Source organism: Serinicoccus sp. JS2-9, assembly GCF_059025165.1.
The window spans coordinates 374,675-396,067 of the sequence record NZ_CM180091.1 but is presented as its reverse complement, the minus strand read 5'-3'; the positions used below and the strand labels follow the sequence as shown (position 1 = coordinate 396,067).

The 21,393-nt window shown below is 70.2% G+C and carries 19 protein-coding genes and 4 tRNA genes; 9 read left to right on the top strand and 14 right to left on the bottom strand.

Annotated features, from left to right (window positions below):
* Both AC5PYY_RS02050 and AC5PYY_RS02045 read right to left on the bottom strand, forming a co-directional pair.
* Positions 1 to 771, bottom strand: coding sequence for an SDR family NAD(P)-dependent oxidoreductase (locus tag AC5PYY_RS02050; protein WP_493898155.1), 771 nt, complete (start codon positions 769 to 771; stop codon positions 1 to 3).
* 110 nt (positions 772 to 881) lie between these two features.
* A complete protein-coding gene (locus AC5PYY_RS02045; RefSeq protein WP_493898154.1) occupies positions 882 to 2,513 on the bottom strand; it encodes an AMP-binding protein in 1,632 nt (543 codons plus the stop codon).
* A gap of 65 nt (positions 2,514 to 2,578) precedes the next feature.
* Here AC5PYY_RS02045 and AC5PYY_RS02040 point away from each other — a divergent pair, with 65 nt between their 5' ends.
* Positions 2,579 to 3,901 (top strand): aminotransferase class III-fold pyridoxal phosphate-dependent enzyme, encoded by a 1,323-nt coding sequence (locus AC5PYY_RS02040; RefSeq protein ID WP_493898153.1) that lies wholly within the window; start codon positions 2,579 to 2,581, stop codon positions 3,899 to 3,901.
* 140 nt (positions 3,902 to 4,041) lie between these two features.
* On the opposite strand, the gene AC5PYY_RS02035 is transcribed toward AC5PYY_RS02040, so the two are convergent.
* A tRNA-Gly gene (locus tag AC5PYY_RS02035) sits at positions 4,042 to 4,112 on the bottom strand.
* An 81-nt stretch (positions 4,113 to 4,193) separates the two neighbouring features.
* On the opposite strand from AC5PYY_RS02035, the gene dcd reads away from it, so the two are divergent.
* Entirely contained in the window at positions 4,194 to 4,775 is a 582-nt protein-coding gene (dcd, locus tag AC5PYY_RS02030) for a dCTP deaminase (protein ID WP_493898152.1), read from the top strand.
* A gap of 106 nt (positions 4,776 to 4,881) precedes the next feature.
* Here dcd and AC5PYY_RS02025 read toward each other — a convergent pair whose 3' ends face one another.
* A complete protein-coding gene (locus AC5PYY_RS02025; RefSeq protein ID WP_493898151.1) occupies positions 4,882 to 7,269 on the bottom strand; it encodes a heterodisulfide reductase-related iron-sulfur binding cluster in 2,388 nt (795 codons plus the stop codon).
* A 145-nt stretch (positions 7,270 to 7,414) separates the two neighbouring features.
* Between AC5PYY_RS02025 and cysK the strand changes: the two genes are divergently transcribed.
* Entirely contained in the window at positions 7,415 to 8,350 is a 936-nt protein-coding gene (gene cysK / locus AC5PYY_RS02020) for a cysteine synthase A (protein ID WP_493899308.1), read from the top strand.
* On the top strand, positions 8,350 to 8,973 hold the full coding sequence (epsC, locus tag AC5PYY_RS02015; protein ID WP_493898150.1) for a serine O-acetyltransferase EpsC: 624 nt from the start codon (positions 8,350 to 8,352) through the stop codon (positions 8,971 to 8,973). Before cysK ends, epsC begins: the two co-directional genes overlap by 1 nt.
* A gap of 76 nt (positions 8,974 to 9,049) precedes the next feature.
* Here epsC and AC5PYY_RS02010 read toward each other — a convergent pair whose 3' ends face one another.
* Both AC5PYY_RS02010 and AC5PYY_RS02005 read right to left on the bottom strand, forming a co-directional pair.
* The gene (locus AC5PYY_RS02010) at positions 9,050 to 9,427 is read right to left on the bottom strand and encodes a YtxH domain-containing protein (RefSeq protein ID WP_493898149.1); all 378 of its coding nucleotides are present in this window, start codon (positions 9,425 to 9,427) and stop codon (positions 9,050 to 9,052) included.
* A gap of 277 nt (positions 9,428 to 9,704) precedes the next feature.
* A tRNA-Ser gene (locus tag AC5PYY_RS02005) sits at positions 9,705 to 9,790 on the bottom strand.
* A 207-nt stretch (positions 9,791 to 9,997) separates the two neighbouring features.
* Between AC5PYY_RS02005 and AC5PYY_RS02000 the strand changes: the two genes are divergently transcribed.
* Complete coding sequence (locus AC5PYY_RS02000; protein WP_493898148.1) at positions 9,998 to 10,201, top strand: cold-shock protein; 204 nt, start codon at positions 9,998 to 10,000, stop codon at positions 10,199 to 10,201.
* Positions 10,202 to 10,376: 175 nt separating this feature from the next.
* Here AC5PYY_RS02000 and AC5PYY_RS01995 read toward each other — a convergent pair whose 3' ends face one another.
* Positions 10,377 to 11,981: an LCP family protein gene (locus AC5PYY_RS01995; RefSeq protein ID WP_493898147.1), complete on the bottom strand. Its 1,605-nt coding sequence runs from the start codon at positions 11,979 to 11,981 to the stop codon at positions 10,377 to 10,379.
* A gap of 121 nt (positions 11,982 to 12,102) precedes the next feature.
* Here AC5PYY_RS01995 and AC5PYY_RS01990 point away from each other — a divergent pair.
* Positions 12,103 to 12,194: transfer RNA gene (locus AC5PYY_RS01990), tRNA-Ser, on the top strand.
* 117 nt (positions 12,195 to 12,311) lie between these two features.
* On the opposite strand, the gene AC5PYY_RS01985 is transcribed toward AC5PYY_RS01990, so the two are convergent.
* Together AC5PYY_RS01985 and AC5PYY_RS01980 are read right to left on the bottom strand one after the other, a co-directional pair.
* Positions 12,312 to 12,536 (bottom strand): hypothetical protein, encoded by a 225-nt coding sequence (locus AC5PYY_RS01985; RefSeq protein ID WP_493898146.1) that lies wholly within the window; start codon positions 12,534 to 12,536, stop codon positions 12,312 to 12,314.
* On the bottom strand, positions 12,533 to 14,368 hold the full coding sequence (locus AC5PYY_RS01980) for a phosphoenolpyruvate carboxykinase (GTP) (protein ID WP_493898145.1): 1,836 nt from the start codon (positions 14,366 to 14,368) through the stop codon (positions 12,533 to 12,535). The genes AC5PYY_RS01985 and AC5PYY_RS01980 overlap by 4 nt, the downstream gene beginning before the upstream one ends.
* A 177-nt stretch (positions 14,369 to 14,545) precedes the next feature.
* Here AC5PYY_RS01980 and AC5PYY_RS01975 point away from each other — a divergent pair.
* A tRNA-Arg gene (locus tag AC5PYY_RS01975) sits at positions 14,546 to 14,618 on the top strand.
* A gap of 205 nt (positions 14,619 to 14,823) precedes the next feature.
* Here the strand turns inward: AC5PYY_RS01975 and AC5PYY_RS01970 are convergent.
* From AC5PYY_RS01970 to AC5PYY_RS01960, 3 genes are all read right to left on the bottom strand, one after another.
* Positions 14,824 to 15,255, bottom strand: coding sequence for an arsenate reductase ArsC (locus AC5PYY_RS01970; protein WP_493898144.1), 432 nt, complete (start codon positions 15,253 to 15,255; stop codon positions 14,824 to 14,826).
* 81 nt (positions 15,256 to 15,336) lie between these two features.
* Complete coding sequence (locus AC5PYY_RS01965; protein ID WP_493898143.1) at positions 15,337 to 15,963, bottom strand: arsenate reductase ArsC; 627 nt, start codon at positions 15,961 to 15,963, stop codon at positions 15,337 to 15,339.
* Positions 15,960 to 16,700 carry an aquaporin gene (locus AC5PYY_RS01960; protein WP_493898142.1) on the bottom strand — a complete coding sequence of 247 codons (741 nt, stop codon included), beginning with the start codon at positions 16,698 to 16,700 and terminating at the stop codon, positions 15,960 to 15,962. Before AC5PYY_RS01960 ends, AC5PYY_RS01965 begins: the two co-directional genes overlap by 4 nt.
* 45 nt (positions 16,701 to 16,745) lie before the next feature.
* Between AC5PYY_RS01960 and AC5PYY_RS01955 the strand changes: the two genes are divergently transcribed.
* Positions 16,746 to 17,465 carry an arsenate reductase/protein-tyrosine-phosphatase family protein gene (locus tag AC5PYY_RS01955; RefSeq protein ID WP_493898141.1) on the top strand — a complete coding sequence of 240 codons (720 nt, stop codon included), beginning with the start codon at positions 16,746 to 16,748 and terminating at the stop codon, positions 17,463 to 17,465.
* 115 nt (positions 17,466 to 17,580) lie between these two features.
* On the opposite strand, the gene AC5PYY_RS01950 is transcribed toward AC5PYY_RS01955, so the two are convergent.
* On the bottom strand, positions 17,581 to 18,543 hold the full coding sequence (locus AC5PYY_RS01950; RefSeq protein ID WP_493898140.1) for a 2-hydroxyacid dehydrogenase: 963 nt from the start codon (positions 18,541 to 18,543) through the stop codon (positions 17,581 to 17,583).
* Positions 18,540 to 19,739, bottom strand: coding sequence for a pyridoxal phosphate-dependent aminotransferase (locus tag AC5PYY_RS01945; protein WP_493898139.1), 1,200 nt, complete (start codon positions 19,737 to 19,739; stop codon positions 18,540 to 18,542). The genes AC5PYY_RS01950 and AC5PYY_RS01945 overlap by 4 nt, the downstream gene beginning before the upstream one ends.
* A gap of 133 nt (positions 19,740 to 19,872) precedes the next feature.
* On the opposite strand from AC5PYY_RS01945, the gene AC5PYY_RS01940 reads away from it, so the two are divergent.
* Complete coding sequence (locus AC5PYY_RS01940) at positions 19,873 to 21,279, top strand: sugar porter family MFS transporter (protein ID WP_493898138.1); 1,407 nt, start codon at positions 19,873 to 19,875, stop codon at positions 21,277 to 21,279.
* Positions 21,280 to 21,393 lie beyond the last annotated feature (114 nt).

Sequence of the window (21,393 nt, the reverse complement as noted above, 5' to 3'; positions counted from 1 at the left end):
TCAGGTGGGCGGGGTGAACCGTCCGTCGATCGCGGTCCAGCCGCCGTCGACCATGACCTGGCTGCCGGTGACGAAGCTCGCCGCGTCCGACGCGAGCCAGCACACGGCCCCGACGATCTCCTCCGGCCGCGCCCAGCGACCGAGCGCCGACTTTTCGGCATACGCCCGGTTCCACTCGGCGTCGTCGCGGATCTGCTGCGTGAGCGGCGTCTCCACCACCCCCGGCGCCACGGCGTTGATCCGCACGCCGGCCGGCCCGAGCTCGGCCGCCCACGTGCGCACCAGCTGCATCGCGCCCGCCTTGGTCGCGGCATACACCCCCTGTCCGGGCTCGACGGTCAGCGCCCGGATCGAGGTCAGGACCACGATCGACCCGGCGCCGCGGGCGAGCATCGCCGGCGCGAAGGCGCGCACCGCCGAGAAGGTGCCGCGCAGGTTGAGGTCGACCACCCGGTCGAACTCCTCGGCGCTGTAGTCGAGCAGCCGCTTGCGCACGTTCATCGCAGCCGTGAGCACGAGCACGTCGACGTCGCCGAGCTCGGCCGCGAGCGTCTCCAGGCTCGCCGGGTCGACCACGTCCGCGTGGTATGCCGCGCCGCCCGGTGCGCGCTCCAGCGCCGCCTCGGCGACGCCCGGGTCCCGGTCGAGGCAGCTCACCCGAGCACCCTGGGCGGCGAGGCCGGCAACGATCTCGGCACCGATGCCGCCGCACCCGAGGACGACGGCGTGCCGGCCCTCGAGACGGAACATCCGGGTGTAGTCGAGGCTCATGTCACGATCCTGCCAGCAACCACGGGCGACGTCCGGTGGGGTCGGTGGCAACCATTCGCGACGCCCGGTGGGGTGGTGGGCAACCCTTCGCGACGCCCGGTGAGAGGGGGTCAGGTGGTGCGCAGCAGCTCCTCGCCTCGCTCGCGCAGCTCGATCTTGCGCACCTTGCCGGTCACGGTCATCGGGAACTCTTCGATGACCTGCACGTAGCGCGGGATCTTGTAGTGCGCGAGTCTGCCGGCGCAGAACTCCTTGAGCGCCTCGGGCGTGAGCGGTTCGGCGTCCTCGCGCAGCCTGACCCAGGCCATGAGCTCCTCGCCGTACCTCTCGTCCGGCACCCCGACGACCTGTGCGTCGACCACGTCAGGGTGGGTGTAGAGGAACTCCTCGATCTCCCGCGGATAGACGTTCTCCCCGCCCCGGATCACGAGATCCTTGATGCGGCCGGTGATCTCGACATACCCCTCGTCGTCCATGACCCCGATGTCGCCGGTGGCCATCCACCCGTCCTGGATCACCTCCGCGGTCTTCTCCGGCTGCTCCCAGTAGCCGAGCATGACGGAGTAGCCCTTGGTGCAGAACTCCCCGGGCTCGCCCCGCGGCATCACCTCCCGGGAGGCGGTGTCCACCACCTGCACCTCCAGGTGCGGCATGACCCGCCCCACGGTGCCGACCTTCTTGTCGAACGGGTCCATCGGCGAGGTCTGGGTCGAGACCGGCGACGTCTCCGTCATGCCGTAGCAGATCGTCATCTCGCGGACGCCGGCGTCGATGAGCGTGCGCATGACCGACGCGGGGCACAGCGAGCCCGCCATGATGCCGGTCCGCACCGAGCTGAGGTCGTCGAGCGAGTAGGCGTCGTCGGACTCGATCAGCTCCAGCTCGGCGATGAACATCGTGGGCACGCCGTAGAGCGAGGTGCACTGCTCGTCGCGGACCGCGCGCAGGGCGGCGCCAGGGTCGAAGCCGGGGCCGGGGATCACCATGCAGGCGCCGTGCGACGTGGCCGCGAGGGTGCCCATGACCATCCCGAAGCAGTGGTAGAAGGGCACGGGGATGCAGATGATGTCGCGTTCGCTGTAGCGACAGCCCTCGCCGACGAAGTAGCCGTTGTTGAGGATGTTGCGGTGCGAGAGGGTCGCGCCCTTCGGGAAGCCCGTCGTGCCGGAGGTGTACTGGATGTTGATCGCATCCTCCGGCGCCAGACCGGCCTGCAGCTCCTGCAGCCGGCCCGGGCTCACCTGGTGCGCCCCCGCGAGGAAATCGTCCCAGCCCGGCCCGCCGATGACGAGCACCTGCACCAGGTCGGGGCAGTCCTCGCGCACCTCGGCGACCAGGTCGGGATAGGAGCTGCCTTTGAACTCCTGGGCGACCACGAGAGTGCTCACCCCGGACTGCTGCAGCACGTAGGCCAGCTCGTGCGTGCGGTAGGACGGGTTGATGGTGACCAGGATGGCGCCCATCTTGGCGGTGGCGAGCTGCACCATGGTCCACTCCGCGCAGTTCGGCGCCCAGATGCCGACCCGGTCGCCGGTGCGCACCCCGGAGGCGATGAACGCCCTGGCCAGCGCGTTGACCTCGTGGACCAGCTCGGTATACGTCCAGCGCCGTCCGCTGGCGACCTCCACCAGGGCCTCGCGCGCCCCGTGCTCGGCGGCGGTCTGGTCGAGGTTGTCGCCGATCGTCTGCTCCAGCAGCGGGGTATCCGTCGACCCGGTGGTGTGCGCCAGTGCGTCAGCCATGGTGCCCATCCTGCCGTCCGCGGGGGCGTGACGCCAGGGAAGGTCGGACGCCCTAGAGTTCCGGTATGACATTCCCCGCAGACCCGACGCGAGAGGCCCGCATCCGCGAGCTCTCTCGGGCGCATGTCCTGACCTCGTGGTCGGCCCAGCAGGCGGTCGACCCGCTCCCGTTGGCCGGAGGGGAGGGGGCCTACTTCTGGGACTACCAGGGGCGGCGCTTCCTCGACTTCACCTCCCAGCTCGTCAACGCCAACATCGGCTACCAGCACCCTCGGCTGTCCGCCGCGGTCGCGGAGGCGGCCGGGCGGCTCACCACGGTGGCACCGTCCTTCGCCGAGGAGAGCCGCGCCGAGGCGGCCGCGATGATCGCCGGCCTCGCGCCCGAGGGCATGAACAAGGTCTTCTTCACGAACGGCGGCGCGGAGGCCAACGAGAACGCCCTGCGCGCGGCGCGCGCCCACACGGGGCGGCACAAGATCCTCGCCGCCTACCGCAGCTACCACGGGGCGACGGCCGGGGCGATCACGCTCACCGGCGAGCCCCGGCGCTTCGGCGGGGAGCCGGGCATCCCCGGGGTCGTCCACTTCTGGGGCCCGCACCTCTACCGCAGCGAGTTCCACGCCTCGACCGAGGAGGAGGAGAGCGAGCGCGCGCTGGCCCACCTTCGGCATACCGTCGAGGCGGAGCACCCGCAGCACGTGGCGGCGATCATCCTCGAGACGGTGGTGGGGTCGAACGGCATCCTCATCCCCCCGCCCGGCTATCTCGAGGGCGTGCGGGCGCTGTGCGACGAGTTCGGGATCCTGCTCATCCTCGACGAGGTGATGGCGGGGTTCGGCCGGACCGGCGCGTGGTTCGCCTTCGACCACTGGGACGTGCGTCCTGACCTGATCTCCTTCGCCAAGGGCGTGAACTCCGGCTACGTGCCGCTCGGGGGCCTCGTGCTCTCCGACGAGGTCGCGGCGACCTTCGACGAGCGTCCCTTCCCCGGCGGGCTCACCTACTCCGGCCACGCGCTGGCGACCGCCTCGGCGGTCGCCGCGATGACGATCATGCGCGAGGAGGGCATCGTCGAGCACGCCGCCGAGGTGGGCGAGCGCAGCCTGGGCCCCGCGGCGCGCGGCCTGCTGGAGCGCAGCGAGCTGGTGGGAGACGTCCGCGGTCTGGGCGTCTTCTGGGTCGCCGAGCTGGTCGCCGACCGGGAGACCCGTGAGCCGGCTGCGGCGGAGACGATGAAGGCGGTGCAGGCGGCCTGCGTGCGGCGCGGGATGTGGCCGCTGGTCGTGGCCAACCGCGTGCACCTCGTGCCGCCGTGCGTCATCAGCCACGAGGATGCCGAACGCGGTGTCGAGATCCTCGCCGACGCACTCGCTGAGGTGGCTGCCTGAGCCACGACGGGCCCACCCTCGCCTGTCCTCTCGTCTGATCACTCCGAGAGCCTGGTCTGCCCAGTCCGGCAGCGCCCACGTGACCCACGGCATACCCCCTGCATGCGAAACGGCGCCCCGCGAGAGGCGCCGTCGTGCAGAGCGGGTGACGAGAATCGAACTCGCGTATTCAGCTTGGGAAGCTGATGTTCTACCATTGAACTACACCCGCGAGGCCCTGTTGCCGGGCCGGTCAGTCATCATAACTGCACCGTGGGGCGCCTCCAACTTCCACCCCGGCTAGGGTGTCTGCGTGCTGCTCTCCGACCGCGACATCCGCGCCCAGATCGACTCCGGCCGCGTCCGGCTGGAGCCGTGGGACGCGGCGATGATCCAGCCCTCCAGCGTGGACGTGCGGCTCGACCGCTTCTTCCGGCTCTTCGACAACCACAAGTATGCGGTGATCGACCCGGCGCAGGAGCAGCCTGACCTGACCCGCCTCGTCGAGGTCGAGCCGGAGGAGACCTTCGTCCTCCACCCGGGCGAGTTCGTGCTGGGTTCCACCTACGAGCAGGTGACGCTGCCGGATGACGTCGCGGCGCGGGTCGAGGGCAAGAGCTCGCTCGGCCGGCTCGGCCTGCTGACGCACGCGACGGCCGGCTTCGTCGACCCGGGATTCACCGGTCACGTGACGCTCGAGCTGTCCAACGTGGCCACGCTGCCGATCGTGCTTCATCCCGGTATGAAGATCGGTCAGCTGTGCTTCTTCCAGCTCAGTTCTGCCTCGGAGCATCCCTACGGCAGCTCGGCGAAGGGCAGCCACTACCAGGGTCAGCGCGGGCCGACCGCGAGCCGGTCGTGGTCGAACTTCCACCGCAGCGACGTACGCCGCTGAGGCTCACTACGCTGCCGGAGCGAACAGGCGAGGCCGCCGGATCGAGCAGACGAGGCCGCCGGATCGAGCAGACGAGGCTACCGGACTGAGCAGACGAGGCTGCTGGTCAGGTGGTGGGCTCGCCCTTGGGCTGAGTCTGTGCCGGCTCGCCTGCCGTCTGCTCCTCGCGCGCCGGCTGCGCATCTGGCTGCCCCTCGACGGCCGCCGGCTCCGGCTCCTCGCCACGGCGCACCGCCGCGAGCAGCATCTGCGCCACGTCGACGACTTCGACCTCCTCGCGGGCCCCTTCGGCCTGCTTCTGGGTCAGCCCGTCCGAGAGCATGACGCGGCAGAAGGGGCAGCCGATGGCGATCCGGTCCGCGCCGGTGGCGATCGCCTCCTCGGTCCGGTTGAGGTTGATCCGGGTCCCGAGCTTCTCCTCCATCCACATGCGGGCGCCACCGGCGCCGCAGCAGAAGGACTTCTCGGCGTGCCGCGGCATCTCCCGCAGCTCGACCCCAGGGAGCGCGCCGAGCAGCTCGCGCGGCGGGGCGTACACCTGGTTGTGCCGGCCGAGATAGCACGGGTCGTGGTAGGTCACCGACTCCGCGGTCGAGGCCACCCCGGCGGTGTCCGCCTCACCCGGCCGTGCGACCGGTGTGAGCCGCTTCTCCCGCACCAGCTTGTTGAGCAGCTGGGTGTGGTGCACGACCTCGAACTGCCCGCCCACCTGGGGGTATTCGTTCTTGATGGTGTTGAAGCAGTGGGCGCAGGTCACGACGATCTTGGTCGCGCCGACCTCCTTGAGCACCTCGACGTTCTGCATCGCCAGCATCTGGAAGAGGAACTCGTTGCCGCTGCGGCGGGCCGGGTCACCGGTGCAGGTCTCCCCGTCGCCCAGGACCGCGAAACTCACTCCCGCGGTGTGCAGCAGCTCGGCGACCGCGCGGGTCGTCTTCTTGGCGCGGTCCTCGAATGCTCCGGCGCAGCCGACCCAGAAGAGGTAGTCGACCTCGTCGAGGCTCTCGACGTCGGCCCCGGCCATGGGGATCTCGAAGTCGAGGCCCTTGGCCCAGTCCATCCGCAGCCGGGCGTTCATGCCCCACGGGTTGCCCTTGTTCTCGAGGTTCTTGAAGAGCCCGCCGAGCTCGTTCGGGAAGGCTGACTCGATGAGGTTCTGGTAGCGCCGCATGTCGACGATGGCGTCGACGTGCTCGATGTCGACCGGGCACTGCTCCACGCACGCGCCGCACGTCGTGCACGACCACAGCACGTCGGGGTCGATCACGCCGCCCCCGTCGGGCACGGTGGGGTCGCCCTCGGTCTCGCCGACGAGCGGACGCTGCGCTGCGAGGACGGCGGTCGTCGGTATGCCGTGCAGCGTGTCCGGGAGTCCGTCGGCGCCGGCTCCGCCGGCCGCGGCGAGAGCCTTCTCCGCGGCTTCCCGGTGCTCGGTGCTGGCCTGCAGCCAGGGGGCGACGGCGTGGTGCTGGTCGCGGAGGTTCTTGACGAGCATCTTGGGCGACAGGGGCTTCTCGGTGTGCCACGCGGGGCACTGCTCCTGGCAGCGGCCGCACTCGGTGCAGGTGGAGAAGTCGAGCAGGCCCTTCCAGGTGAAGTCCTCGACCTTGCCGACGCCGAGCGCGGCGTCCTCGTCGAGCTCCTCGATGTTCTCGAAGTCGACCGGCTCGCCACCGACCTGAATCGGCTGGACCGCGCCGAGCGAGGTGCGCCCGTCGGGGTGCCGCTTGAACCAGATGTTGAAGAAGGCGAGGAAGCGGTGCCAGGCGACGCCCATCGTGGGCGTGCGCGCGATGATGATCATCCAGGTCATCGAGATGAGGATCTTGGCCAGGGCCACCGCGATGATCCAGCCCTCGAGCGTGCCCGCCGCGGCCCCGTCGAGCAGGCCACCGAGCCAGGAGGTCAGCGGGAAGTGCAGGGAGCTCGCCCACTCCTCGCCGGTGACCCGACCGAGCGCGAACTCCAGCGCTCGCAGCGCCACGATGCAGACGCCGACGCCGAGGATGACGAACTCCACGACATACGCCTGCCAGAACGTCGAGCCCCAGAAGCGGGACCGCCGCCCGAGCGCGCGCGGGTGGGAGCGTTGCCGCACCACGATGAGGTAGACGATCCCGAGGATCGCGCCCCAGCCGAAGAGCTCGGTCGCCCACTCGTAGGGCCAGAAATGGCCGATGAGGGGGAGGGCGAAATGCGGGTCGACCAGCTGGCCGTAGGCGGTCACGAGGGTGAGGAAGAGCAGCCCGAAGGACACCATGACGACCCAGTGCGCGACCGCGACCCACGGCTTGCGCGCCATACGGGTGTGACCGAGCACCTCACGCAGGAGGGTGACGGTCCGTTGACCGGGCTCGCCTGCCCGGTCGGCCGGCTGACCGAGCCGGAACTGTGCGACGAAGCCCGCGATCGTGCGGACGAAGAGGGCCACCGCAGCCAGCGTGACCAGGCCCGCGACGACGATGGCGAGGACCTGCAGCACTCCGAAAGACATAGGGGCAGCGTAGTGCGCGCCACCGACACCGTGCCGGAGCCTCCGCCCGGTCCAGCATGGAATAACCTGATGTTGCGCGATGTATAACGTGCTGAGCGCGCATCGCTTCCCCGCGTCCGAGCAGATCCGACGAAAGGTCACCCCCGTGCCCGTGTATGACGACATCACCCAGGCCATCGGCAGGACGCCGCTGGTCCGTCTCAACCGTCTCGCCGAGGGGGTGGCCGAGGGCACTCAGGTGCTGCTCAAGATGGAGTCGCAGAACCCGGCTGCCTCGGTCAAGGACCGCATCGGCGCCTCGATCATCGACGCCGCCGTCGAGGCCGGCGAGCTGCAGCCCGGCGGCACCATCGTCGAGGGCACCTCGGGCAACACCGGGATCGCCCTCGCCATGGTCGGCGCCGCCCGCGGCTACAAGGTCGTGCTGGCCATGCCCGAGACGATGAGCCTCGAGCGCCGCGCCCTGCTGCGGGCCTACGGCGCCGAGCTCGTGCTCACGCCTGGCCCCGAGGGGATGAAGGGCGCGGTCGCCAAGGCCGACGAGATCGCCGCCGAGCGGGGCGCCGTCCGCGCCCGACAGTTCGCCAACCCGGCCAACATCAAGGTGCACTACGAGACGACCGGCCCGGAGGTCTGGGCCGACACCGACGGCGGGGTGGACATCTTCGTCGCGGGCGTGGGCACCGGCGGCACCATCACCGGCGCTGGCCGCTACCTGCGTGAGCAGAAGCCGGACGTCGGTTTGGTCGTCGTGGAGCCCGCCGACAGCCCGATCCTCAACGGAGGTGACCCGGGACCGCACAAGATCCAGGGCCTGGGCGCCAACTTCGTCCCGGAGATCCTCGACACCGAGCTCTACGACGAGGTCGTCGACGTGCAGCTGGACGACGCGCTGCGGGTCGCTCGCGCGCTCGCCACCGAGGAGGGCGTCCTCGCGGGCATCTCCTCCGGCGCCAACGTGTGGGGCGCGCTCGAGGTCGCCAAGCGGCCGGAGAACGCCGGCAAGACGATCGTCGTCATCATCCCGAGCTTCGGCGAGCGCTACCTGTCCACCGTGCTCTTCGAGGACCTGCGCGACTGATGGCCCTCGACCTCGCGCGCGTCTCCCGGCAGGCCGCCGGGCTGCTCGGGCGCGCCGCCGCCGAGGTGCGCGGCGACCTGGACGCCGCGCTCGAGCGTGACCCGGTCACGAGCAGTCGGCTGGAGATGGCGCTGGCCTCACCTGGCCTCCACGCCCTCTGGGCGCACCGGGTGAGCCATGCGCTGTGGGACTCCGGCGCCACGCTCCCGGCCCGGCTCCTCTCCCAGGTGGCGCGAGCGGCGACCGGCATCGAGATCCACCCCGGCGCCACCATCGGCAAGCGCTTCTTCGTCGACCACGGCATGGGTGTGGTCATCGGTGGCACGGCCGAGGTCGGCGACGACGTGATGCTCTATCACGGCGTGACCCTCGGCGGTCGCTCGCTGGACCCGACGATCAAGCGCCACCCCACCCTCGGTGACGGCGTCACCGTGGGGGCAGGGGCCAAGATCCTGGGCGACATCACGGTCAGCCACGGGGCGCAGGTGGGTGCCAACGCGGTCGTCACCAAGGACGTCCCCGCGATGGCGGTCGCCACCGGCATCCCGGCCAAGGTGCGCCAGCCCGACCCGGGCCGAGACCCGCAGGAGGCGCTCTACGACGAGCCGGCGCTCTGGATCTGACGCCACGGCAGACCCACGAACGGAGGCCCATCCCCGAGGGGGTGGGCCGCCGTCCGTGCTTCGGTATGCCGTGTCGTCAGGGAAGCTTTTCCCCGCCCGGGCCGAACCCGGTCGTGTCGACCGTCGCCTCGCCGGTCTCGACGTCGAGGCTGCCGGTGGCGTTGTCGTAGGTGCCGTCGGCGCCGACCGACTCCTGGCCGGTGACCTTGGACTTCACCTCGCCAGCGCGGGACTTCGCCTGGTCGCCGACCTTCTGCGCCACCTCGGGCGCCTTGGCCTTGACCTGCTCGACGGTCTCCTGGACCTTCGGGTTGCTCCAGGCCTTGTTGGCCTGGTCGGCGATCTGGTCGTAGCGCTCACGCCCGGCGCGGGCGCCGAGGATGTAGCCGGCGGCGGCACCGACGAGCAGCAGCAGCTTGTTGCGCATGTGGATGACTCCTTCGTGGTGGGTCATGAATCAATCCCAAACCTTACAGGCGTGGCGCGGCTGAGGCGCCCCGAGCCGACGCGCCGGCCGCCGTCGAGCACGTGTGACACCCGGCGCTCGGCCCGCGCGATCCGTCCCGACGGCGCGCCCGCCAGCACCGGCTGCAGCGTTCACGTGAACGCTCCAGCCGTTTCACGTCGGCGCGTCATCGGGACGAATGCGGTCTCGGCAGCACCCGCGCGTCGACGTGGTCGGCGGGTGCCCGTGTTCGCGGTGACAGCGACGACGGCGCATCGGCAAAGGGTGGCGGAGGGTGTGGGATTCGAACCCACGGAGGTCTCCCTCGGGCGCTTTCAAGGCGCCTGCACTAGGCCACTATGCGAACCCTCCAGGGCGCGTCGCCGCCTCACGGCAGCGGCGCATGATGCTCCCATCATCGCATGTCGCGGCGGGTCGGCATCGAGGCCGCAAGGCTGCTACCGTTGGACTGGTTGACGTTGTATTTCCTTGCGAGTGAGCTGGGGGGTTCACCAGAGACCACTTCCCGTGTCCGCGGGAAGTTGCACCTGCACAAGCACAGCAGAAAGAAGAATGTTCATGGCACAGGGAACCGTGAAGTGGTTCAACGCGGAGAAGGGCTTCGGCTTCATCGCTCAGGATGGCGGTGGCCCCGACGTGTTCGTCCACTACTCGGCCATTCAGAGCAACGGCTACAAGTCGCTCGACGAGGCCCAGCGGGTCGAGTTCGAGGTGACGCAGAGCCCCAAGGGGCCGCAGGCTGACGCCGTGCGTCCGCTCTGAGCTAGCTCTCGACAGACCACACGCGAAGACCCCCGTCACCACTGGTGACGGGGGTCTTCTGCGTCCGCTGCAGCAAGCCCCCTCTACATGCGCCGCGGCCTACCCCTCCGCGTGCGCCGCGGCCTCCCCGTCGACGTGCGCGACGGCATACCTGCGCACCCCCGAGGTATGCCGCTCAGCCGCAGACCGCGCCCACGCTCTCCAGATCGTCGGCCGGCTCCTCGCTGGTCGCGGCGTCCTCATCCTCGTCCGTGGTCTCGTCCGCGGACGTCGTGGGCGCGCCCTCCGTCGGGGTGGGCGTCGCCGTCGCGGTGGCCTCCTCCGCGGGGGCGGTGATCGGCTCGGCGTAGAGCGCCTCGTAGACGCGGTAGCGGATCTCGGAGTAGTTGGGGTTCGCCGTGTCGGTGTTGGACGCGGTGAAGGGCAGGCTGCTCATCGTGCCGTCCTGGACCTGCAGCACCAGCTCGGCCCACTCGTCGAGATCCTGCTGCGGCAGGTCGGTGAGCACGTTGTCACCGACGGCGCCGATGATCTGCGGATAGCGCTGCAGCATGGTCATCGGGTTGACCTGGTCGACGACGGCGGCTACCACGCAGCGCTGCCGGCGCATCCGCGAGAAGTCGTCGCTGAAGACGCGGGAGCGGGAGTAGGCCAGGGCCTGCTCGCCGGTCAGGCGCTGGGTGCCCGGCTGCAGGATCTCGTAGTCGGAGGTCGGGTCCAGCTGCAGCTTGCCCTCCCAGTCGGTGTAGGTGCGGCCACCGATCGGGATCTCCTCCTGCACGGTGATGAGCACGCCGCCCATGGCGTCCACGAGGTCCTCGAAGCCCTGCATGTTGACGATCACCGTGTGGTGGATCGGGATGCCGAGGATGCCCGAGAGGACCTCCCGGGTCGCCGTCTGACCCGGCGTGGGGTCGTCGTTGTACCACCCGGGGTGCTCCTCGGCCGTGAGCTCGGCCTCGGTCCAGATGCTGTTCATGAGGCACTGGTCGCCGCAGTCGTAGGTGTCGCCGTAGACGTTGTGCAGCGGGTTGTCCCGGGGGATGGGGATCTGCTGCAGGTTGCGGGGGATCGAGAAGAGCACGCTGTCGCCGGTCGTCGTGTCGATGCTGGCGATGATCATGCTGTCGGTGCGGGTGCCCTCGCGGGTGTCGGCGGCGTCGGACCCGAGCAGCAGCAGGTTGACCCTCGGCAGGTCGGCCCAGGGATCGTCGGGGTCGTCGCCGATGACCGAGGTCGGCGTGGCGCCGCTCTGGCCCCCGACGCTGTCGCCGGTGCCGAAGACCTTGTCCACGGCGTCCACGTGGGCGGTGATGTAGCGCACCCCGAGGGCGGCGGGGGCCGAGACGGCCAGGCACAGCAGCGCCGTGAAGGCGGTGAGCGCAGCCTTCTGCCCCGTCGAGGGGCGGCGAGGGGCGGTGACCAGTGCGGTGAGGGCGACGGCGCCGGCCCAGATGATGGTGCCGAGCACGAGGAGCACCATGATCGCGCGCAGTCGCCCTGTGTCGGCCGCCGTCTGCAGCGCGGTGCTCGTCAGCCCGTTGGCCAGCGCGTATCCGCCGATGAGGACCACCGTCAGCAGCGCCAGGCCCAGGACCAGCAGACCCAGGGCGCGCCGTCGCGTGCGGAGCAGGCCGGAGCCGGGCAGCAGCGCGCTCAGGGTGGTCAGCCCGAGCGCGCGGCTCAGGCTGGTGCGCCGTCCGGGCTGCTGCTCGACCCACTCGGTGCGCGATCCGGGTGCGCGGGAGGTGCGCTCGGATCGGTCACGGGGCGCGGTCATGGGAACGGGGTGCCTTTCGGTCAGTGGACAAACATAGTGTCTTACCAGGCCGCGCTGATGACGACCTGAGAGGGCGTGTTTGGTGCGCGCCAGCGTGGCAGGTACGCTGATCGTCGCCCAGGGAGGTGTCGCCTAGTCTGGTCTATGGCGCCCGCCTGCTAAGCGGGTTTCGGGTTTATAGCTCGATCGAGGGTTCAAATCCCTCCACCTCCGCGCACGTCCGATCCGGACGACGATGGCCCCCGAGCCGCACGGCTCGGGGGCCTTTCGCGTGTCTGATCCGGTGTGCCGCCCGCTCACCGTCGCGCCGGCGTCCGTCGAAGGCTCCGGTCAGGTGGCGTCGGGCTGGTCGTCGTCGCCGGTCTCGCCGGGGCTGTCCGGCTGCTCCTTGCTGTCCTGCGCCTCGGCGGCCTCGTCGGTGCCGGCGGCCCGCAACTTCTGGTCCAGCTCCTCCACCTTGGCCTCGATGTCGCCGTTGCCGGGCGGCAGCGGCTCCTCGGCCAGCATGGGCTCGTCGTCACGGGGCCGGGGCTCCTGCCCGGGGGTGATGCTCATCGCTGCGCAACCTCCTCCAGTCGCTGCTCCAGGATCGCCAGCTCGTCCTCCAGGGCCGCCGGCAGCGAGCCGGGGGTGAAGGCGGCGAACCACTCCTTGATCAGGGGCACCTCAGCCTGCCACTCGTCGGCGTCGAACTCCAGCGCAGCGGCGACGTCGTCGACGGTGAGGTCGAGCCCGTCGAGATCGATGTCCTCGGGCCGGGGCTGGTAGCCGATGGGGGAGTCGACGGCGTCGGCCTCGCCCTCGATCCGCTCGATCATCCACTTCAGCACGCGGGAGTTCTCGCCGAAGCCGGGCCAGAGGAAGGAGCCGTCCTCGCCGCGACGGAACCAGTTGACCAGGAAGATCTTGGGCAGCTTGGTCGCGTCCGCGCCCTTGCCCACCTCGAGCCAGTGGTCGACGTAGTCACCGGCATTGTAGCCGATGAAGGGCAGCATGGCCATCGGGTCACGCCGCACCACACCCACCTCGCCCTTGGCGGCCGCAGTGGTCTCCGAGGAGAGGGTCGCGCCCATGAAGGTCCCGTGCTGCCAGTCGCGGGCCTCGGTGACCAGCGGGACCGTGGTCTTGCGGCGCCCGCCGAAGAGGATCGCCGAGATCGGCACGCCCTCGGGGCGGTGATACTCCTCCGCCAGGGTCGGGCACTGCTCGATCGGGGTGCAGAAGCGGCTGTTGGGGTGCGCGGCCGGCGCGCCGCCGGGCGTCCACGGGTCGCCGTGCCAGTCGGTCAGCCCGGCGGGCGGCTCCTCGGTCATGTCCTCCCACCAGACACCGCCCTGCGCCGTCCGCGCGACGTTCGTGAAGACCCAGTGTCCGCGCTCGATGGTCTCCATGGCGATGGGGTTGGTCCGGGCGTTGGTGCCGGGCGCGACCCCGAACAGGCCGAACTCGGGATTCACGGCATACAACCGTCCGTCATCACCGACGTGCATCCAGGCGATGTCGTCGCCGATGATCTCGGCGGTCCACCCCTCCAGGGTGGGTGTGAGCATGGCGAGGTTGGTCTTGCCGCACGCGGAGGGGAAGGCGCCGGCGATGTAGTGGACGCGCCCCTCGGGGCTGGTGAGCTTGATGATGAGCATGTGCTCGGCCATCCACCCCTCGTCCCGGGCGATGGCCGAGGCGATGCGCAGCGCGTAGCACTTCTTGCCCAGCAGCGCGTTGCCGCCGTAGCCCGAGCCGAAGGACCAGATCGCCCGCTCCTCGGGGAAGTGCACGATGTACTTCTCCACGTTGCACGGCCACGGCACGTCTTCCTCCCCGTCGCCGAGCGGGGCGCCGAGGGAGTGCAGCCCGTGCACGTATGCCGCGTCCGTCGCCTCCATCTGCTTCAGCACCGCGGCGCCCACCCGCGCCATGATGCGCATCGAGGCCACGACGTAGGGGCTGTCCGTGATCTCGACGCCGTACTTGGGGTCGGGGGCGTCCAGGTGCCCCATGACGAAGGGGATGACATACATCGTGCGGCCGGCCATGGCTCCCTCGAACTTCGGCCACAGCTCGGCCTTCATCTGCTCCGGAGCCATCCAGTGGTTGGTGTGCCCGGCGTCCTCCTCGCGCTCGGAGCAGATGAAGGTGCGGTCCTCGACCCGCGCCACGTCGTCGGGGTCGGAGAGGGCGAGGTAGGAGTGGGGGTACTGCTCCTGCGCGAGCGGGCTGATCGTGCCCGCCTCCAGGAGGATCTGCTCGAGGCGGGCGCGCTCCTCCTCCGAGCCGTCGACCCAGACCACGTCGTCCGGCCGGGTGTGCGCCGCCACCCCCCGGACCCAGGAGTCGAGCTCGGCGTGGGTGGTCCCACGCGTGGTAGTGGCGGTCGTGACGTCGGCCATCGAAAATCCTTCCTGGCGCCGTTGCCAGTGGTCGGTCGCCGGACCCCGTTGCCCGGCTGGGAGCCACCCTAACGGCGGAAAACGGTCGTCCCGCTGCGTCGTTGATCACAGTGACGCTGCGGCAACCACAATGGATTTCGTGGCGTCTGGAGCATCCGTTAGAGTTGAACCTCGCCAGCGCCCGTAGCTCAACGGATAGAGCATCTGACTACGGATCAGAAGGTTAGGGGTTCGAATCCCTTCGGGCGCGCTCCCGCGTTGAGACAGCTGGACGAAGGCCCCCACCGGATGCGGTGGGGGCCTTCGACATGCACCGGGCTCCTGACCGGCCGCGCGGTATGTCGTGACTGGCCGCGCGATATGCCGTGACTGCCCGCGCGATATGCCTGGACTGGCCGCGCGATATGCCTGGACTGGCCGCGCGATATGCCTGGACTGGCCGCGCGGGATGCGGCTCAGGAGGCGGGCACCGGCTCCACGCCGAGCTCACGCAGCATCGTGGTGACCCGGCCCTTGATCTCGTCGCGGATCGGGCGGACAGCCGCCACGCCCTGGCCCGCCGGGTCGGCGAGGGCCCAGTCCTCATAGCGCTTGCGCGGGAAGATCGGGCAGGCGTCGCCGCATCCCATGGTGACCACGACGTCGGAGGCCTGGACGGCGTCGTCGGTGAGCACCTTGGGGGTCTCGGCGGAGATGTCGATCCCTTCCTCGAGCAGGGCTTCCCTCACCGCCGGGTTGACCTCGTCGGCCGGGGCCGAGCCCGCCGAGCGCACCTCGACCACCCCGCCGGACAGGTGGCGCGTGTAGGCCGCGGCCATCTGAGAGCGACCGGCGTTGTGGACGCAGACGTAGAGGACGGAGGGACGACTGTCGGTGGTCTCGGTCATGCTGATCTCCTCGGGGTGCAGATCGGGTGGGAAGGGGTGGGACAGGTGGTCGGACGACGGGAGTCAGGCCCTGCGTGGCGCTCAGTCCACGATCTGGCGCAGCAGGGTCGTGACCCGCCCCTGGATGTCGTCGCGGATCTCACGGACGACCTCGAGCGACTGACCTGCGGGATCGGCGACCGACCAGTCCTCGTAGCGCTTGCCCGGGAAGACCGGGCACGCGTCGCCGCACCCCATGGTGATGATGACGTCGGCGGCGTGCATGACCGAGGTGGTGAGGGGTTTGGGGTATGCCGTGCCCAGGCTGATCCCACGCTCGGCGAGGACGTCGACGACGAGGGGGTTGATCTCGCCGTTCGGTGCCGAGCCGGCGGACCGCACATGCACGCGCCGGGCCGACAGGTGCTCGGCCAGGGCGGCGGCCATCTGGGACCGGCCGGCGTTGTGGACGCACACGAAGAGAATCTCGGGCACCTTCTTGGCGACCTTGCCCTCGGACTGCGCGGCCGCCATGAGCTGCTCGCGTGCCTGCCGGGCGACCAGCACGGGGAGGAAGGTGTGCATGGTGGAGCGAGGCTCGAGCAGGTCGCGGGCCTCCTGGACGGCCGCCCCGATGCTCTCGCGCGAGAAGATGCCGTCGTAGCTGGAGGCGAGGTCGTCGACGATGCCGACGTAGGGGTCGGCGTCGGTCAGGCGGGTCGGGGTCATGATGCTGCCTCCGTGGTGGATGTGGGCTCGTCGGGAACGGCGATGGGCGTGGACTCTCGCGGCACGGGGAAGAGGGCGAGGACGGCCGCCACGCCGACCGCGGCGCCGATGACCTGGGCCAGGACGAAGCCAGGCGCGGAGCCCGGAGCGATCCCGGCGAAGGTGTCGGAGAAGATGCGGCCGATGGTGACCGCCGGATTCGCGAAGGAGGTGGAGCTGGTGAACCAGTAGGCAGCGCCGATGTAGGCGCCGACCGCGGGGGCGACGACGGCCTCCTGGCCCGCCCGGAGCAGCGCGAAGATGAGGCCCACCAGCCCGGCGGTTGCGACGACCTCGGCGAGCAGGTGCGGACCGGTCGCCCGCTCGGTGCTCGACAGCGCCGTCGGGACGGCGAACATCAGGTTGGCGAGCACGCAGCCCGCGATGCCGCCGACGACCTGAGTGAGCGCGTACGCCATATGCTCGGTCGCGGTCGGACCGGATCCGTCCCGGCGCCCCAGGAACCACGCGGCGAGCGTCACCACGGGGTTGAAGTGGGCCCCGGAGACGGGGCCCAGGACGAGGATGAGGACCGAGAGCCCCAGGACGGTCGCGGTGGAGTTCTGCAGCAGCTGGAGGCCGACGTCGTCGGGGGAGAGCTGCTGGGCCATGATCCCGGAGCCGACGACGGTGGTGACGAGCAGGGCTGTTCCGATGCCCTCGGCGAGAAGGCGTCGGGGAAGAGGAGGTGTGGTCACGTCTGCATCTTGACGGGCGATGATTGCTCAGTCAAGATTGAGGCAATGAACGCTGAGCAAACTGCCGAGCTGGAGCGTCGGGTGCGGCGGCACGCGGCGCTGGCGGACGCGACCCGGCTGCGGATCGTCGACGCCCTCGCCGTCTCCGACCGCTCGGCCTCCGCGCTGGGCACGGTGCTCGCGCTGCCCTCCAACCTGCTGGCCCACCACCTCAAGGTGCTCGAGGAGGCTGGTCTGGTGCGCCGCCGCCGCTCGGAGGGCGACGGTCGGCGGACCTACGTCTCTCTGGTCGACCCGGACGCGACCTCCCTGAGCGCGATCCCCACTCCCCTGGAGGACGAGATCAGGTCCGGCTCCTCCCGGGTGGTCTTCGTGTGCACGGCCAACACCGCGCGCTCGCACCTCGCCGCCGCGTTGTGGCGCTCGGCCAGCACGGTCGAGACGGTGTCTGCGGGCACGCATCCGGGGGAGCACATCGCGCCGGGCGCCGTCGCTGCGGCACGCCGGCACGGGCTGGAGCTGCCGGAGATCGCGCCTCGGCAGGTCGAGGGCCTGCTCGCGCCTGGCGATCTCGTGGTCACCGTCTGCGACCGGGCGCACGAGGAGTTCGGCGGCGCGGACGCCGTCCACTGGTCCGTGCCGGACCCGGTCCAGGTGGGCACCGCCCGCGCCTTCGACGAGGCCCACGACGACCTCGCCGCTCGGGTCGCCGCCCTCGCCCCCGCCGTGGGCCCGCCTTCCGGGGCAACCCGAGCAAAGAAGTGAGCCCTGGGCGCCGGCTATGACGTTGTCTCTGGCCGACAACTTTGCTCAGGTTCAGGCGGGCGGGGTCTGGGTTATGTCACCTTCGCCTCGCACACCTCCTCCGGTATGCCATCCCTCACCGGATCGGCGTCGGAGGCTCCTCGCCGGCCAGGACGGCGACGGCGTTGTCCGCGGCCAAGGTCGCCATCGCGGTGCGGGTCTCGATCGTCGCCGAGCCGAGGTGCGGCACCAGCACGGCGTTCTCGCACTCCAGCAGGCCCGGGTGCACCGTCGGCTCGTCCTCGAAGACGTCCAGACCCGCTCCGGCGATCTCGCCGGAACGCAGCGCGTCGGCGAGCGCCGCCTCGTCGATGACCGGCCCTCGGGCGGTGTTGATGACATACGCCGTGGGCTTCATCGCGGCGAACTCCTCGGCGCCGAGGAGGTGGTGCGTCGCGGGGGAGTAGGGGCAGTGCAGCGAGAGCACGTCGCTCTCGGCCAGCAGCGTGTCGAGGTCCACCCGGTGCGCGCCCAGCTCGAGCTCCAGCTCGCGCGGCGCCGCCGACCGGCTGGAGTAGAGGACATTCATCCCGAAGGCTCGCGCCCGCCGGGCCGTCGCCGCACCGATGCCGCCGAGACCCACCACGCCGAGGGTCTTGCGCTGCAGCCCCGACCCGAGCAGATAGAACATCCCCCACTGCCACGGGGTCCCCGACCGGATGATCCGCTCGCCCTCGCCCAGCCGCCGCGTGGCCATGAGGATGAGCCCCATCGCGATGTCGGCGGTCGCCTCGGTGAGCACCCCCGGGGTGTTCGTCGCCACGACGCCGCGCTCACGGCATACCTCGACATCGACGTTGTTGTAGCCGACGGCGACGTTGGCGACGACCCGGAGCTGGTCTCCTGCCGCGTCCAGCAGCTCGGCGTCGACCTTCTCGGTGAGCAGTGTCACCAACCCGTCCGCCCCCTGCACCTGCGCCAGCAGCGACTCCCGCGGCTGCGTGTCCTCGACCTCCCACGCGTCGACCTCGTGGCCCGCGCGCCGCAGGATGTCGAGCCCTGGCTTGGGGATCTTCCCGGTCACGACGACGCGGCTCATGCGTGGCTCCCCACCCAGTCGCGCAGGCCACCGAGGCCGCGGCGGATCTTCTCCTCCGACAGCCCGGAGTAGGCGAAGCGGATGTAGCGGCGGTCCTCGCCCGGCTGCGGCCGGCCGAAGTGGTTGCGCGTGCAGAAGCTGACTCCGGTGGCGTGCAGTGCCTGCTGGGCGAAGTCGGCGAGGTCGCGCGCGCCGACGATGTCGATCGCCTCGGTGACGTCGGGGAAGAGGTAGAACGTCGAGCGCGGTGTCTCGACCGACATCCCCGGCGTCGCCGCGACGATCTCGCAGGCCGCGTCGCGGCGTCCGCGGAGGGTGTCGAGCATGTCGGCCACCGGCTGCTGGGTGCCCTGGAGCGCGGCGATGCCCGCCCATTGAACGTAGTGGGTGGTGCACGACTCGTCGTTGGTGTTCATGGTCGAGAAGACCCTGCCGAGCTCGGGCGGCGCCACCGCGCAGCCCAGGCGGGAGCCGGTCATCGCGAACTTCTTGGAGAAGGTGTAGAGGATGACCGTCCGCTCCGCCATGCCCGGCAGCGCCGCGATCGACGTCGACTCGCCCTCGTAGCGCATCTCGAAGTAGGCCTCGTCCGAGAGCACCCACAGGTCGTGCTCCTGGGCGAGCTGGGCGACCGCCTCCCGCTCGGCGTCGGTCGACTCGGCCGAGATCGGGTTCTGCAGGTCGTTGTAGATGATCGCGACCGTGCGGTCGGTGATGAGATCGCGGACCTGGTCGAGGTCGATGCGGAAGCCGTCGTCGGTCGGCAGGTAGCGGTAGGGCCGCGCCGTGCCGCCGAGATACTCGATCTGGCTTTCGTAGATGGGGAAGCCAGGGTTGGGGTAGAGCACCTCGTCGCCGGGGTTCATCACCGCCTGGAGGAACTTCGTGATGACCGGTTTCCCGCCGGTCATGACGGTGACGTCCTCGGGAGCGAACGTCATACCTCGTCGGGAGCCGATGTCGTCGGCGAGCGCTGCGCGCAGCTCAGGTATGCCGGGACCTGGGCAGTAGCCGGTCTTACCGTCCGCGATCGCCGCGTTCATCGCCTCCACGATGTGGTCCGCGAGGGGGAAGTCGAGGTCGCCGAGGTGGAAGGGGAAGACCTCGTGACCCTGCGCCTTCCAGTCGGCGGCCGCCGCGGCGACCGCGAAGGCCGTCTCGGTGCCGAGGTCGTCGAGTCTGCTGGCCAGCCGCATACGTCACGTCCTTGTGTCGTGGTGGTCGAGTCGCTGAGCACACGGTAGCGCGCGCCTCTTGGCCGGAGGCACCCCGGAGAGGCACACTGTGCTGACCCCGCGTCAACGCGGACGGGGAGGAAAGGTGGAGAATATGTCAGAGCAGACTCAGGTCCAGGTCGGGGACCGGGACTACTACCTCGGGAAGGCGATCCTGCTGGCGTCGGTCGCGGCGCTGGGCGGCTTCCTCTTCGGCTTCGACACCGCAGTCATCAACGGCGCGGTCAACGCGATGCGCAACGACTTCGGGATGGGGGCCGGGCTGACCGGTTTCGTCGTCAGCTCGGCACTGCTCGGCTGCATGGTCGGCGCCTACGTTGCCGGTCGCCTGGCGGAGCGGATGGGGCGCATCCGCGTGATGATGCTCGCCTCGGCGCTGTTCACCCTCTCGGCGATCGGCTCCGGCTTCGCCTTCGGGCCGGTGGACATGATCCTGTGGCGCGTGATCGGCGGCATCGGCGTGGGGATGGCCTCGGTCATCGCGCCGGCCTACATCGCCGAGATCGCGCCGGCCTCGATCCGTGGTCGGCTCGGCTCGCTGCAGCAGCTCGCCATCGTCGTCGGCATCTTCATCGCGCTGCTCTCCGACTACTTCCTCGCGGGGGTCGCCGGCGGGTCTGCCGAGGCGCTCTGGGGCAGCACCGCGTGGCGCTGGATGTTCTGGGCCGAGATCATCCCGGCCCTGGCCTACGGCGTCCTCGCCACGACCATCCCCGAGTCGCCGCGCTACCTGGTGACCCTCGGCAAGCTGGACGAGGCCCGCGAGGTGCTGGGGCGCGTGATGCTGCGGGGCGTACCGGAGCGGATCAAGGAGATCCAGCGCACCGTGCGCCGCGACGCCAAGGCCTCGCTGTCCGACCTGGTGAAGTCCGGTGGCGGGCTGCTGCCGATCGTCTGGATCGGCATCGGGCTGTCGGTGTTCCAGCAGTTCGTCGGGATCAACGTCATCTTCTACTACTCCTCCACGCTGTGGCAGGCGGTCGGCTTCACCGAGGAAGACGCGCTCACCCAGACCGTCATCACCTCGGTGACCAACATCGTCGTGACCATCGTCGCGATCGCGCTCATCGACAAGATCGGGCGGCGGGTGCTGCTCATGATCGGCTCGGCCGGGATGTTCCTCACGCTCGGCACGATGGCCTGGATCTTCGCCAACGCGCCGATCGTGAACGGGTCCCCGCAGCTCGGGGACAGCACCGGCCTGGTGGCGCTCATCGCGGCCAACGGCTTCGTGGTCTTCTTCGGCATGTCGTGGGGCCCGGGCGTCTGGGTGCTGCTGGGCGAGATGTTCAACAACAGGATCCGGGCCACGGCGCTGGGTGTCGCGGCGGCTGCCCAGTGGCTGGCCAACTTCGCCATCTCCACGAGCTTCCCGCGCATGGCCGAGCTAGGCCTGGGCTTCGCCTACGGCTTCTACACCCTCTTCGCGCTGCTGAGCTTCTTCTTCGTGCTGAAGTTCGTCCCCGAGACCAACGGGCGCGAGCTGGAGGACATGACGTAAGCCCCGCAGCGGGCTGGCGCCGCGCTGGGTCGGCTCCGACGTCTTCGGGTCGTCTGCCTCGTCGCCGTTGTGGTCGCCGTTCCACCCGTGAGGGCGCTGTCCACACCCCGTTGC

What these genes read in the sequence shown, in the direction of transcription:
- AC5PYY_RS02050 (WP_493898155.1), bottom strand. Translation starts at nt 771, where the DNA reads ATGAGCCTCGACTACACCCGGATGTTCCGTCTCGAGGGCCGGCACGCC.
- AC5PYY_RS01985 (WP_493898146.1), bottom strand. Translation starts at nt 12,536, where the DNA reads ATGAGCATCACCCCCGGGCAGGAGCCCCGGCCCCGTGACGACGAGCCC.
- AC5PYY_RS02045 (WP_493898154.1), bottom strand. Translation starts at nt 2,513, where the DNA reads ATGGCTGACGCACTGGCGCACACCACCGGGTCGACGGATACCCCGCTG.
- AC5PYY_RS02000 (WP_493898148.1), top strand. Translation starts at nt 9,998, where the DNA reads ATGGCACAGGGAACCGTGAAGTGGTTCAACGCGGAGAAGGGCTTCGGC.
- AC5PYY_RS01955 (WP_493898141.1), top strand. Translation starts at nt 16,746, where the DNA reads ATGAACGCTGAGCAAACTGCCGAGCTGGAGCGTCGGGTGCGGCGGCAC.
- AC5PYY_RS01995 (WP_493898147.1), bottom strand. Translation starts at nt 11,981, where the DNA reads ATGACCGCGCCCCGTGACCGATCCGAGCGCACCTCCCGCGCACCCGGA.
- AC5PYY_RS01980 (WP_493898145.1), bottom strand. Translation starts at nt 14,368, where the DNA reads ATGGCCGACGTCACGACCGCCACTACCACGCGTGGGACCACCCACGCC.
- epsC (WP_493898150.1), top strand. Translation starts at nt 8,350, where the DNA reads ATGGCCCTCGACCTCGCGCGCGTCTCCCGGCAGGCCGCCGGGCTGCTC.
- AC5PYY_RS01950 (WP_493898140.1), bottom strand. Translation starts at nt 18,543, where the DNA reads ATGAGCCGCGTCGTCGTGACCGGGAAGATCCCCAAGCCAGGGCTCGAC.
- AC5PYY_RS02040 (WP_493898153.1), top strand. Translation starts at nt 2,579, where the DNA reads ATGACATTCCCCGCAGACCCGACGCGAGAGGCCCGCATCCGCGAGCTC.
- AC5PYY_RS02010 (WP_493898149.1), bottom strand. Translation starts at nt 9,427, where the DNA reads ATGACCCACCACGAAGGAGTCATCCACATGCGCAACAAGCTGCTGCTG.
- AC5PYY_RS01940 (WP_493898138.1), top strand. Translation starts at nt 19,873, where the DNA reads ATGTCAGAGCAGACTCAGGTCCAGGTCGGGGACCGGGACTACTACCTC.
- AC5PYY_RS01970 (WP_493898144.1), bottom strand. Translation starts at nt 15,255, where the DNA reads ATGACCGAGACCACCGACAGTCGTCCCTCCGTCCTCTACGTCTGCGTC.
- AC5PYY_RS01945 (WP_493898139.1), bottom strand. Translation starts at nt 19,739, where the DNA reads ATGCGGCTGGCCAGCAGACTCGACGACCTCGGCACCGAGACGGCCTTC.
- AC5PYY_RS01965 (WP_493898143.1), bottom strand. Translation starts at nt 15,963, where the DNA reads ATGACCCCGACCCGCCTGACCGACGCCGACCCCTACGTCGGCATCGTC.
- AC5PYY_RS02025 (WP_493898151.1), bottom strand. Translation starts at nt 7,269, where the DNA reads ATGTCTTTCGGAGTGCTGCAGGTCCTCGCCATCGTCGTCGCGGGCCTG.